This is a genomic window from Mycolicibacterium iranicum (assembly GCF_014190915.1).
GTDB classification, from domain to species: domain Bacteria; phylum Actinomycetota; class Actinomycetes; order Mycobacteriales; family Mycobacteriaceae; genus Mycobacterium; species Mycobacterium iranicum_B.
The window spans coordinates 49,250-62,117 of the sequence record NZ_JACHVU010000011.1 but is presented as its reverse complement, the minus strand read 5'-3'; the positions used below and the strand labels follow the sequence as shown (position 1 = coordinate 62,117).

The following is a 12,868-nucleotide window of genomic DNA, read 5'->3' as shown; positions in this document are numbered from 1 at the left end:
GAGAAAGGTGTGGATTGCCGTTATGAAGTGGAAAGAGAAGTTCTCGGGTAAGTGGGGCTGGGGCCGACGGGTGGCCGCTGCCGCCCTGGCCGCGGCGACGCTGCCCGGGCTGATCGGCTTCGCCGGGGGCTCGGCGACGGCGGGGGCGTTCTCCCGGCCCGGGCTGCCCGTCGAGTATCTGGACGTGTTCTCCCCGTCGATGAACCGCAACATCCGGGTGCAGTTCCAGGGTGGCGGCCCGCACGCCGTCTACCTCCTCGACGGCCTGCGCGCACAGGACGACTACAACGGCTGGGACATCAACACCCCGGCGTTCGAGTGGTTCTACCAGTCCGGCCTGTCGACGATCATGCCCGTGGGTGGTCAGTCGAGCTTCTACACCGACTGGTACCAGCCGTCACGCGGCAACGGGCAGGACTACACCTACAAGTGGGAGACGTTCCTGACCCAGGAGCTGCCCACGTGGCTGGAGGCCAACCGCGGCGTGTCGCGGCTCGGCAACGCCGTCGTCGGCCTGTCGATGGCGGGCAGCGCCTCGCTGACCTACGCCATCCACCACCCGCAGCAGTTCATCTACGCTGCTTCCCTTTCCGGGTTCCTGAACCCGTCCGAGGGATGGTGGCCGATGCTGATCGGTCTGGCGATGAACGATGCCGGCAAGTTCAACGCCGAGAGCATGTGGGGCCCGTCCTCGGATCCGGCGTGGAAGCGCAACGACCCGATGGTCAACATCAATCAGCTGGTGGCGAACAACACCCGCGTCTGGATCTACTGCGGCACCGGCACCCCGTCGGATCTGGACACCGGCACCCCGGGCCAGAACCTGATGGCCGCGCAGTTCCTCGAAGGATTCACGCTGCGGACCAACGTCGCCTTCCGCGACAACTACATCGCCGCCGGCGGTACCAACGGTGTCTTCAACTTCCCCACCGCCGGTACCCACAGCTGGGGTTACTGGGGTCAGCAGCTTCAGCAGATGAAGCCTGACATCCAGCGGGTGCTCGGGGCCCAGGCCACCGCGTAACCCACCACACTCAGAGAGCCTGCCGTTTCCCCCGAGCGGCAGGCTCTCTGCTGTCTGCACCCTTCTCGCCCGCCCCCTTCTCGCCGAACTGGGGTTCCCGGCTGTGGTTCGGGCCGACATCACGACCGGGAATCCCAGTTCGGCGAAAGGCGCGCCTCCTGTTCCGCCCGCGGCGAAAAGGCGATCGGGAACAAACGCCCCGCGGGCAAGGTTGAGCGCATCAGATTCAACTTTGGGTTGGATTTGATCACAGGAGGATCGATGCCTGAAGCCAACGCAGCGCAACGTGCTGTGCCCATCCTTTTCGTCAGCGAACCGATCGTGCTGCCCGGCATGGTCGTCCCGATCGAGCTCGACGACGCAGCACGCGCTGCCGTCGACGCCGCGCAGGCCAGTGAGGCCGGCAAGCTGCTGATCGCACCGCGGCTCGACGACCGCTACCCCACCTACGGCGTGCTCGCGTCGATCGTCCAGGTCGGACGCGTGCCCGGCGGGGGTGCCGCCGCCGTCGTGCGGGGCGAGAAGCGCGCCCACATCGGCTCGGGAACCACCGGACCGGGTGCCGCGCTGTGGGTGCTCATTGACGAAGTAGTCGAGGTGGCACCTGGAGAGGACACCAAAGCCCTTGCCGCCGAGTACAAGAAGCTGCTGCTGGCCATGCTGCAGCGTCGCGAGGCGTGGCAGATCGTCGACGTCGTCAACAAGATCAGTGACCCGTCGGCGCTGGCGGACACCGCCGGCTACGCGTCGTACCTGACCGACGTGCAGAAGCGTGAACTCCTCGAGACCGAGGACGTCGCGGCCCGTCTGCGGCTGCTGATCGACTGGACCGGCGACCATCTGGCCGAGGTCGAGGTGACCGACAAGATCGCCGAAGACGTGCGCGCCGGAATGGACAAGCAGCAGAAGGAGTTCCTGCTGCGCCAGCAGCTGGCGGCGATCCGCAAGGAGCTCGGCGAACTGGGTCCGGACGGCGCCGCGGAGGAAGCCGACTACCGGGCCCGCGTCGAGGCCGCCGATCTGCCCGAGAAGGTGCGCGAAGCCGCACTGCGCGAGGTCGGCAAGCTGGAACGCGCCAACGACCAGAGCCCGGAGGGCGGTTGGATCCGCACCTGGCTGGACACCGTCCTGGATCTTCCGTGGAACGTCACCACCGAGGATTCCGCGGACCTGAAGGCCGCCAGGGAGATCCTGGATTCCGACCACCACGGCCTCGAGGACGTGAAAGACCGCATCGTCGAATACCTGGCCGTCCGTGCGCGCCGCGCGCAGCGGGGCATGGCCGTCGTCGGCGGTCGCGGCTCCGGTGCGGTGATGGTGCTGGCCGGCCCTCCCGGCGTCGGCAAGACGTCGTTGGGTGAATCCGTGGCGCGTGCACTGGGCCGCAAGTTCGTGCGCGTGGCCCTGGGCGGCGTGCGCGACGAGGCCGAGATCCGTGGCCACCGGCGCACCTATGTCGGCGCGCTCCCAGGCCGCATCGTGCGTGCCATCGGCGAGGCGGGATCGATGAATCCCGTTGTGCTGCTGGACGAGATCGACAAGGTCGGTTCCGACTACCGGGGTGACCCGTCGTCGGCGCTGCTCGAGGTGCTGGACCCGGCGCAGAACCACACGTTCCGCGACCACTACCTGGAGCTCGATCTCGACCTGTCCGATGTGGTGTTCCTGGCCACGGCCAACGTCATCGAGAACATCCCGTCGGCGCTGCTGGACCGCATGGAGCTGATCCAGATCGACGGGTACACCGCCGACGACAAGGTGGCGATCGCCCGGGATTACCTGCTGCCCAGGCAGTCCGAGCGGGCGGCGTTGACCACCGACGACGTCTCGGTCACCGACGACGCGCTGCGCAAGATCGCCGCGGACTACACCCGCGAGCCGGGAGTGCGTCAGTTCGAGCGGTTGCTGGCCAAGGCGTTGCGCAAGGCGACCACCAAGCTCGACGCCGACCCGACACCGATCACGATCGACGAGCCGGATCTGGTCGATTATCTGGGCCGCCCGCGGTTCATGCCGGAATCCGAGGAACGCACGGCGGTCCCGGGTGTCGCGACCGGCCTGGCCGTCACGGGCCTCGGCGGCGACGTCCTCTACATCGAGGCCGGGGCCACCGACGGTGACGCAGGGCTGCAGTTGACGGGTCAGCTCGGCGACGTGATGAAGGAGTCCGCGCAGATTGCGCTGTCCTACGTGCGTTCGCACGCCGCGGAGCTCGGTGTGGACCCCAAGGCGCTGGACCGTCGCATCCACGTGCACGTTCCCGCCGGGGCGGTGCCCAAGGACGGGCCGTCGGCCGGTGTGACCATGGTGACCGCGCTGGTCTCGATGGCCACGGGCAGGCAGGTGCGCTCCGACGTGGGCATGACCGGCGAGGTGACGCTCAACGGGCGGGTCCTGCCGATCGGTGGTGTCAAGCAGAAGCTGCTGGCCGCCCAGCGCGCCGGGCTGTCGACGGTGTTCATCCCGCAGCGCAACGAGGCCGACCTCGACGAGGTGCCGGCCGAGGTGCTGGAGGCACTGGAGGTCAAGCCGATGACCGACGTGGCGGCGATCGTCGCGCAGGCCCTCGAGCCTGCCGGTGAGGCGGTGACCGCGGCGGCCTAGGGCCGACGAGACCCACACCGCGAGCGCGCGTGTCTGTCCGCAGGTGACCGGCGTGTCACGGACAGATGCGCGCGCTCGTCGCGTGTGGGTCGTTAGCGTTCACCCATGGCCTACGACGCCGATCTCGCCGAGCGCGTCCGCGAACTCGTCGCCCCCGAGCGCGGGGTCGAGGAGAAGCGGATGTTCGGCGGATTGGCGTTCCTGATCAACGGCAACATGGCCGTCGCCGTCAGCTCCAAAGGCGGTCTGATGGTGCGGGTTCCTCCGGAGGAGACCGCGGCGTACCTCAGCCGTGAGCACGTCGGGCCGATGATCATGGCGGGCCGGGAGACACGCGGCTGGCTGCGGGTCAGCGCGGACGGCCTCGGTACGAAGCGGCAGCTCTCGCCCTGGGTCGCCCGCGGTGTCGACTACGCGAAGAGTCTCCCCGCCAAATAGCGGATTCGACGCGCAGGCGCCCGGGTAGCCGAGGGCGATGAGCAGGACCGAGACCGTGCGCCGACTCCTCGACGAGGCAGGCACCACCTACGCCGAGGAAGCCGGCATCACCCTGGCCGACAAACCCATGCCGCTCTTCGAGCTGCTGGTGCTGTGCATGCTCGCCAGCAAGCCGATCGACGCCACCATCGCGACCAGGGCCGCCAAGGAGATCTTTCACGAGAAGCTCCGCACCCCCGACGCGGTCCTGAAGGCCGACCGGCGCACGATGATCCGCGCCTTCGGGCGCGCCGGCTACGCCCGCTACGACGAGAGTTCGGCCACCCGGCTGGTCGACATCGCCACCACGGTCCGCGACGTCTACGACGGCGACCTGCGCGGTCTGGCCACCCGCGCCGAGCAGGACGTCGACCGGGCCAGGAAATTTCTGCAGCAGTTCACCGGCATCGGCGACACGGGGTCGGACATCTTCCTTCGCGAGGTCCAGGACGTCTGGACCTGGGTGCGCCCGCATTTCGACGACCGCGCGCGGCGTGCGGCCAGGGACCTCGGCCTGCCCGCGGAGCCCGCCGAGCTGGCGAAGCTCACCGACGGCGACTGCGCGCCCCTGGCGGCCGCACTGGTCCGTGTCTCGCTCGACACCGCACTGCGGGAGAAGGTCTCGTCCTAGCCGGATGGTGCAATGGGCGCATGCGAAACCTCCTGCGCGTCGCCCTGCCGGCCGTGGCGTTGACGGCTGCCGCCTGCTCGGGTCCTACCGTCGTCAACACCGAGGACGCGGCTCCGCCGGCCGAGAGCGTCGCCGCCCCTGTCCCGACGACGACCACGCCGAGTAACGCCCACCTGGCCAACGCGTTCGACTACGCCGCCGCTGTCGCCGGGCAGACGAACTACTACTTCACCTCACCGAGCGGTCGCTGGGAGTGCGCCATCATCCCGCGGATCAGCGCGGGATGTCAGGACTCGCAGTCGACGGGCAGCATCGGCATCGACGGCGCTCCCGAGGAGGTGCCGGGGCCCGACGGTGAACCGACCACCCCGACCGTCCTCGTCATCGACCGCACCGGAGAACCGCATTTCGCCGCGCTGGCGCCACCGGGGCTGGCGCTGGAGCCCGGGCCCGCCGTCGAGCTCCCGTTCAACCGCATCCTGGCGGTCGCGGGCTTCCGCTGCAATGTGCAGGAAGTGACGGGCATCTCGTGCCTGTCCGAGCTCACCGGCAAGGGCTTCACCTTCACCGCCGAGGGGTTCACCACCGCCTACACCGACGTGCCGGCCGACGCGCCCTGATTAGGGTTGGCTCCATGAGCACATCCCCCGTCACCGTCGTCGTCACCGGCGCTGCAGGCCAGATCGGGTACGCCGCTCTGTTCCGCATCGCCGCCGGGGCCATGCTCGGCCACGACACACCGGTCGCGCTGCGTCTGCTCGAGCTCCCCGACGCCGTACGGGCCGCCGAGGGCGTGGTGATGGAGCTCGACGACGGAGCGTTCCCGCTGCTGGCGAGCACGGAGATCTTCGACGACCCCGTCCGGGCGTTCGACGGCGTCGACGTCGCGCTGCTGATCGGCGCGAAGCCGCGAACCAAGGGCATGGAGCGCGCCGACCTGCTCGGCGCGAACGCCCAGATCTTCGCCGCGGCGGGCGAGGCGCTCAACGAAGGGGCCGGCGCCGACGTGCGGGTGCTGGTGGTGGGCAACCCCGCCAACACCAACGCGTTGGTGGCGTCGGCGCACGCGCCCGACATCCCGCGCGAGAGGTTCACCGCGCTCACCCGGCTCGACCACAACCGCGCGGTGGCGGCGATGGCCCGCCACACCGGCGTGCCCGTCACCGAGATCAGCCGCATGATCATCTGGGGCAACCACTCGCCGACGCAGTATCCCGACATCTTCCACTCGGTCGTCGGCGGGCGCGCCGGTGCCGACTTCGCCGCCGACACCCGGTGGCTCACCGACGAGTTCATCCCCACCGTCGCCCGCCGCGGCACCGCCATCATCGAGGCGCGCGGCGCGAGCTCGGCGGCGTCGGCCGCCAACGGCGCGATCGACCACGTCGACGACTGGGTGCACGGGACTCCGGCCGACGACTGGACGTCGGTGGCCCTGCCCTCCCCCGGCGCCTACGGCGTCGACGAGGGCCTGGTCTGTTCGTTCCCGTGCCGGTCGGTCGGAGGACGCTGGGAGATCGTCGAAGGCCTTGACATCAACCCGTTTTCGCGGGCCCGCATCGACGCCTCCGTCGACGAACTGCGGGCCGAGCGCGACGCCGTCGCCGAACTCGGCCTCCTCTGATCGCCGGCCGGACGTCGCCTACCGGTCGCCGAACGACGCGGTGCCGTCGTCGTGCACCCGGACCTGTGCGCCGGCGATGTCGTCGCGCACCGTCGCTTCGGCGTCGGCGGCATCGGTGATCACCGCGAGCACCCGCGCGTCCTCGGGGGTGCGCACGGCGAGGAACGCCTTCTCCGCCCGTCCGTCGCGGTCCACCGGCGTCGTCCACGATTCGACCGTCCCCAGCCCGCTCCAGTCCACCACCGCGGTGCGGGTCGGTTCCGCATCCACCTCGGGTTGAACGTCTTCCCAACGGAATTCGCGTGCCGGCGGTTCCGTGCCGTACACGCCGAAGCTGTGCTTGGTCAGATAACCGCCGTTCGCGGTGATCAGGCCTCGGGTGCCCGGTTGAGCGGTGAGCCGCTCGGCCATCGTGGCAATCGAGTGGGTCACGTAGTTGTTCCACGGCCCACCGGCGAAGGTCAGCCCGCCGGTCACCGTCAGCGGACGGTCCGGATCCCCCACCGGCAGTCCCAGTTCCCGCGCGGCGACCTGAACCGCCGACGGGAAGCAGGAGTAGACGTCGACGAAGTCGAGGTCGTCGACGCCCACGCCGGCCAGTTCGAGCGCCCGGGCTCCGGCGATGCGGATCGCCGGTGAAGTGTGGAATTCGGCGCGCTCGCCGATGGCGTAGGTGTCATGGGAGTCGGCGCCCGCATACGGGAACACCCAACGCTCAGTGGGGATCTGGAGGTTCTGGGCCTTCTCGGCCGAAGCGAGCACCAGCACTGCGCCCTGGTCGACCATGTTGTTGGAGTTCATCAGCTTCGTGTACGGCCAGCTGATCATCCGGTTCTTGGGCGACGGTTCGTAGATCGCCTCGGCAGTGAGCGCCTCCCGGCTCCACGCATGCGGATTGGTCGCGGCGACCGCCGAGAACTGGGACCACAGTTCACCGATGCGACGCCGGTGCTCGTCGGGCGTCTCCCCGGCCGCGATGCGCACGGCCTGCTCGAACATCGGATAGACGTACGCGGGGCGGTCGAGGTGGATCTTGAGGTCACCGGGGCCGGCCATCGGCATGTTCTCGTCGGAACCCTCGGCCAGCGGCACCGACTCGTCCTGGCGGGTCCACTGCTGCTTCCGGCCCTGTGCACGCATCCGGGTGCGGGTGCGCCACGTCTCCGCCCCGGCGATCAGCACCACGTCGGCGCGGCCCTGCTGGATGTGCAGGCAGGCCCGGTTGACCAGGGTCTGGGGAACGTTGCCGCCGATGCCGGTGTAGCGCGTTGCAGCCTTCTCGGCCCCGAGGCGTTGTGCCAGAAGAAGTCCGGGGTCCCGGTAGCGCCACGACAGCAGGTTAACGATGCGCACTGCGTCGACGGCCTCCAGCACCCGGGGGTCCGCGGCCTGGCGGGCAGCGGCCACCATGAGGTCGACGGGTTCGACATCGGGGTTCTCGTCGTGCTGGTTCACCTGGCCGTAGCCGACGAGCACCGGCGTCCTGGGGTCGATGGGCATGGCGGGAAAGCCTCCTACTTCTCGTGCTGATGCGCGGTCGTCGTGTGACTGGCGAACAACGCGCCGTCACGGATCAGACCGTCGACGTGGGCTGTGCTCATTCCGAGCACCTTCTGGCAGATCTCATAGGTGTGCTCCCCGGGCATGGGTGCCGGACGCATCTCCGCGCGCGCGATCCTGTCGAACCGGGCCGGCGCGGTCTCGGCGGGGATGGCGTCGGTCAGCAGCGGATGTGTCATCTCGGAGAACAGGTCACGGTGCAGCACCTGAGGGTCGGTGAGGAGGTCGACGGCGCGCAGCATCGGCGCCGCAGGAACCCCGCGTCGCTGCAGCGATTCGGCGACCGCCGACTTGTCCTGTGCCGCGGTCCATTCCGCGATCGCGGAGATCAGCCCGGCACGGTCCACGGGAAGCTCCGCACGCCCCAGCAGGCCGGCCAGAGCCACCCGGTGCGACGGGATCCGGATCGAGACGACACACCATTCGTCGTCGCCGGCGCACGGCAAGACCGCGTCGACGGCGTGGTCGCTGTCGATGCCGTGGACCGGAATCCCTGCGGCCCGGGCCGATTCGACCGCATAGGCTCCGGCGAGTTGACCGATGGCGGCCTCGGCCTGCGAGACGTGGACATGCCCGCCGCGCGCACCGCCCTCGTGGACGCGCCGGATGAGCACGGCCAGTGCGGCGATCGCGGTGAGCCTTCCGACGATGTGGTCGGGGAACACCGTCGTCGCGTCGAAGAAGGCGCCCGGCTCGGCGTCCGGCGACGTCCACAGCCGGGCCACGCCGCTCGCCGCCCGCACCAGCGGTCCGTAACCCATGCGGGCGCTCCACGGCCCGCGGTCGCCGAAGGCGCTGCTCTCGGCCAGCACGAGGGCGGGGTTGAGTTCGCGCAGCCGGTCGTAGGAGAAGCCCAGCGCGGCCAGCGTGCCGGGTTTGAAGTTCGCGAACACCGCGTCGGCGCCGGCCACCAGGTCGGCGAACACCTCGGCGCCCGCGGCGTTGCGCAGGTCCAGGCCGAGGCTGTACTCGTTGCGGTGCGCCAGCGCCCACGACCGGCTCAGCTGCGCACCCGGCGGCGCCTGGCGCAGACCGTCCGGGTAGGACGGGCTCTCGATCTTGATGACCTCGGCGCCGAGGTCGGCGAACAGCCGGCCCAGCTCGCCGCCCGCGACGATCACCCCGAGGTCGAGGATGCGCAGTCCCGCGAACGGGCGCGAATCTTGTTCTCCCCGGGGCGCTCCAGTCGACGGTCGCGGCGCCCACTCGGCAAGGTCGGCGCCGGCCGGCGGCGGTGCCGCGCGGTACCCCCGGTGAAGGCCGTCGACGACGAACGGGCCGACGGGGACGGTGATCGACGCCGCCGGCGACAGGCGCTCTTCGTGGAGCGCGCCGACCTGCTCGAAATGTCCCGCCGACAACGCTTCTGACGGTGTCAGGACCGCCGCGACGGGAACCCCGCGAGCCTGCCCCTCCGCCACCAGGTCGGCCATGGTCTGCGCCGCGAACAACGCCGCCATCGCGGTGTTGAGTGCCTGCGAAGCCGCATAGCGTGCGGCGATGGTGTCGAACTCGGGCCCGGCGAATTCGGCGGGCTCACCGAGCCAGGCGCGCATCCCGCGCCACTGTTTGGGGGACAGCAGACAGATGCGGACGTGGCCGTCCCGGCATTCGAAGATGGGGTAGATCTGCTGGTTGCGTGGCCTGCCCCGCCACAACTGCCCCGGCGATTTCAGCCCGACTGCGGCCTGGCCCTCGGTGCCGAACGGCGGATCCAGCGCCTGCACGACACCGTCGAAACGCGAGAAGTCGATGAATTCCCCGATGCCGCAACGTAAACGGTCGTAGTAAGCGACCATTGTCGCCCACGCAGCCTGCGCAGCGGCCGTGCCGGAGGCCACACCGTCGGGTGGCAGTACCGGGGTGCCCGACGTCGGCCCCGTGCGCGAGAGGGCCGACGACATCGCGTACAGCACGGCGTCGGTCGCCTGCCACGACGCACGGGGACCCGTGGCGCCGAAATCCGAGACCGACAACACCACGAGGTGGGCGAAGCGGGCGGCCAACTCGCGGGCCGACGTGCCGAATGCGGTTGCGCCACCTGGGTTTCCGCAGTCGATGACGATGTCTGCGTCCGAGGCCAGCTCCAGGAGCCGGTCCCGGTCCCGCGGCTCCCCAGGATCCAGCTGCGCGCACCGCTTGTTGGCGTTGCCCAGCAGAAACGGGATGCCGACCCCCGCCACCGACGGGGTGGCGCCACGCGACGGGGACCCGGCGGGCGGTTCGATCTTGAGAACGTCGGCCCCCAGGTCGGCGAGAATGCGGCCGACCGCGTCGGCGTCGCCGAGCGACAGATCGAGCACACGAAGGGACGTCGACAACGCTCCTTCGGCCATCGGAACACGATAGCGGTGGGCGAAAGATTAACGCGCACGCCATCGGGTACGAGTTGACCTCACCCCGATGCGGAGTTGGATGAAGAGATGACTACCACGACCACAGCCGACGACCTCGCGACCACCTCGTGGAAGACCGTGCAGCGGCAGCCCTTGGGCGACGCCGACATCGAGCGGATCGACCGGTGGTGGCGCGCCGCCAACTATCTGTCGGTCGGTCAGATCTACCTGCTGGACAACCCGCTGATGCGCACTCCCCTCACCCGGGAGGACGTCAAGCCGCGGCTACTCGGGCACTGGGGCACCACCCCTGGCCTGAACTTCCTCTACGCGCACCTCAACCGCGCGATCGCCGAGCGCTCCCAGTCGACGATCTACCTCACCGGTCCGGGCCACGGCGGACCCGGCCTGGTGGCCAACGCCTACCTCGACGGCACCTACAGCGAGATCTACTCCGACATCACCCAGGACACCGAAGGCCTCCGGCGGTTGTTCCGCCAGTTCTCGTTCCCCGGCGGCATCCCGTCCCACGTCGCCCCGGAGACGCCCGGATCGATCCACGAGGGCGGTGAACTCGGCTACGCGCTCTCGCACGCCTACGGTGCGGCGTTCGACAACCCCGACCTCCTGGTCGCCGCGGTCGTCGGCGACGGCGAGGCCGAGACCGGCCCGCTGGCCACCAGCTGGCATTCGAACAAGCTCGTCAACCCCGCACAGGACGGCGTGGTCCTGCCGATCCTGCACCTCAACGGGTACAAGATCGCCAACCCGACCGTGCTGGCCCGCATTCCCGAGGACGAACTGCGCAGCCTGCTCGTCGGTTACGGGCACCACCCGTACTTCTTCGAGGTGCCCGACGACCCCGACGCCTCCGGCGACACAGACGGGCACGCCGACGCGCACCGGCGGTTCGCGACGCTGCTCGACGACGTCCTCGACGAGATCGCCGACATCAAGGCCCGGGCGGCCGCGGGCGACCAGTCCCGCCCGGCGTGGCCGATGATCGTCTTCCGCACACCGAAGGGGTGGACCGGCCCGGACTACATCGACGGCAAGAGAACCACCGGGTCGTGGCGCGCGCACCAGGTGCCCCTGTCGAATGCCCGGGACACCAAGGAACACCTGGCGGTGCTGACCGAGTGGCTGAACTCTTACCGCCCCGACGAGCTGTTCGACGACGACGGGAAGCTCCTGACCGACATCGCCGAGCTCGCCCCCACGGGCCAGCTCCGGATGAGTGACAACCCGCACGCCAACGGCGGGCTGCTGCTCAAGGATCTGCGCCTGCCGGACTTTCGGTCGTTCGCGGTCGACGTGCCCGCCCCGGGCGCCACGGTCGCGGAGGCCACCCGCGTCCTCGGGCAGTGGCTCACCGAGGTGATCCGCCTCAACCCGGACAACTTCCGCATCTTCGGCCCCGACGAGACCGCCTCCAACCGGCTGCAGGCCGTCTACGACGCGACGGACAAACAGTGGAACGCCGACTTCGTCGGCCCCGAGGTCGACGAGCACCTCGAACGGGTGGGGCGGGTCGTGGAGATGCTGTCCGAACACCAGTGCCAGGGCTGGCTGGAGGGCTATCTGCTGACCGGCAGGCACGGGTTGTTCAACTGCTACGAGGCGTTCATCCACATCATCGACTCGATGCTCAACCAGCACGCGAAGTGGCTGAAGGTGACCAACCACATCCCGTGGCGGCGCCCTATCGCAAGCCTGAACTACCTGCTGTCCAGCCACGTCTGGCGCCAGGACCACAACGGCTTCTCCCACCAGGACCCGGGGTTCATCGACCACGTGATCAACAAGAGCGCCAAGGTGGTGCGGGTCTACCTGCCGCCGGACGCGAACACGCTGCTGTCGACCTACGACCATTGCCTGAGGTCGCGCCAGTACGTCAACGTCGTCGTCTCGGGTAAGCAGCCGTCGCCCAACTTCCTCACGATGGAGCAGGCGGTCGCGCACTGCACCCGCGGGCTGGGCATCTGGGAGTGGGCGGGTTCGGAGGTGCTCGGCACCGACCCCGACGTCGTCCTCGCCTCCGCGGGTGACATCCCGACGCTGGAGGCGCTCGCGGCCGCGGACATCCTCCGGCAGCACTTGCCGGACCTGAAGGTGCGGTTCGTCAACGTCGTCGACCTGATGCGTCTGCAGGACGACACCGAGCATCCGCACGGGCTGTCGACCCGCGACTTCGACATGATCTTCACCACGGACCGGCCGATCATCTTCGCCTATCACGGCTATCCGTGGCTGATCCACCGGCTGACCTACCGGCGCGCGGGTCACGCCAACCTCCATGTGCGCGGATACAAGGAGGAAGGCACGACCACGACGCCGTTCGACATGGTCATGCTCAACGACCTCGACCGCTACCACCTGGTCATGGATGTGATCGACCGGGTGCCGTCCCTGCGTTCGACGTGCGCGACGTTGCGCCAGCAGATGGCGGACAAGCGCATCGCGGCCCGCGAGTACACCCGCGCGCACGGCGACGACATCCCCGAGGTCAAGGACTGGGTCTGGCCGGCGGCGCGCGAATCCGGTTTCGGGACGGCCGGGGCCGACGCCACGTCGGCCACCGGGGGCGACAACGAATAGCCGGTAACCTGGTG

Annotated in this window: 9 protein-coding genes; 7 read left to right on the top strand and 2 right to left on the bottom strand. The window is 69.4% G+C overall.

Annotated elements, in window-relative coordinates:
- Positions 1 to 22: 22 nt before the first annotated feature.
- The 6 genes from FHR72_RS20620 to FHR72_RS20595 all read left to right on the top strand — a co-directional run bounded on the left by FHR72_RS20620 (position 23) and on the right by FHR72_RS20595 (position 6,360).
- Positions 23 to 1,024 carry an esterase family protein gene (locus FHR72_RS20620; protein WP_183471612.1) on the top strand — a complete coding sequence of 334 codons (1,002 nt, stop codon included), beginning with the start codon at positions 23 to 25 and terminating at the stop codon, positions 1,022 to 1,024.
- A gap of 261 nt (positions 1,025 to 1,285) precedes the next feature.
- Positions 1,286 to 3,628 (top strand): endopeptidase La, encoded by a 2,343-nt coding sequence (gene lon / locus FHR72_RS20615; RefSeq protein ID WP_183471610.1) that lies wholly within the window; start codon positions 1,286 to 1,288, stop codon positions 3,626 to 3,628.
- 105 nt (positions 3,629 to 3,733) lie between these two features.
- The gene (locus tag FHR72_RS20610; RefSeq protein ID WP_183471608.1) at positions 3,734 to 4,066 is read left to right on the top strand and encodes a TfoX/Sxy family protein; all 333 of its coding nucleotides are present in this window, start codon (positions 3,734 to 3,736) and stop codon (positions 4,064 to 4,066) included.
- Between the two features lie 37 nt (positions 4,067 to 4,103).
- Positions 4,104 to 4,736 carry an HhH-GDP family DNA glycosylase gene (locus FHR72_RS20605; protein WP_183471606.1) on the top strand — a complete coding sequence of 211 codons (633 nt, stop codon included), beginning with the start codon at positions 4,104 to 4,106 and terminating at the stop codon, positions 4,734 to 4,736.
- Positions 4,737 to 4,756: 20 nt separating this feature from the next.
- Positions 4,757 to 5,356, top strand: coding sequence for a hypothetical protein (locus FHR72_RS20600; RefSeq protein ID WP_183471604.1), 600 nt, complete (start codon positions 4,757 to 4,759; stop codon positions 5,354 to 5,356).
- Between the two features lie 14 nt (positions 5,357 to 5,370).
- Positions 5,371 to 6,360 carry a malate dehydrogenase gene (locus FHR72_RS20595; RefSeq protein ID WP_183471602.1) on the top strand — a complete coding sequence of 330 codons (990 nt, stop codon included), beginning with the start codon at positions 5,371 to 5,373 and terminating at the stop codon, positions 6,358 to 6,360.
- An 18-nt stretch (positions 6,361 to 6,378) separates the two neighbouring features.
- Here the strand turns inward: FHR72_RS20595 and FHR72_RS20590 are convergent, their stop codons facing one another.
- Complete coding sequence (locus FHR72_RS20590; RefSeq protein ID WP_183471600.1) at positions 6,379 to 7,860, bottom strand: acetyl-CoA acetyltransferase; 1,482 nt, start codon at positions 7,858 to 7,860, stop codon at positions 6,379 to 6,381.
- Between the two features lie 14 nt (positions 7,861 to 7,874).
- Positions 7,875 to 10,256, bottom strand: a complete 2,382-nt coding sequence (locus FHR72_RS20585) for a CaiB/BaiF CoA-transferase family protein (RefSeq protein ID WP_183471598.1) — start codon at positions 10,254 to 10,256, stop codon at positions 7,875 to 7,877.
- Between the two features lie 87 nt (positions 10,257 to 10,343).
- On the opposite strand from FHR72_RS20585, the gene FHR72_RS20580 reads away from it, so the two are divergent.
- Positions 10,344 to 12,854, top strand: a complete 2,511-nt coding sequence (locus FHR72_RS20580; RefSeq protein ID WP_183471596.1) for a phosphoketolase family protein — start codon at positions 10,344 to 10,346, stop codon at positions 12,852 to 12,854.
- Positions 12,855 to 12,868 lie beyond the last annotated feature (14 nt).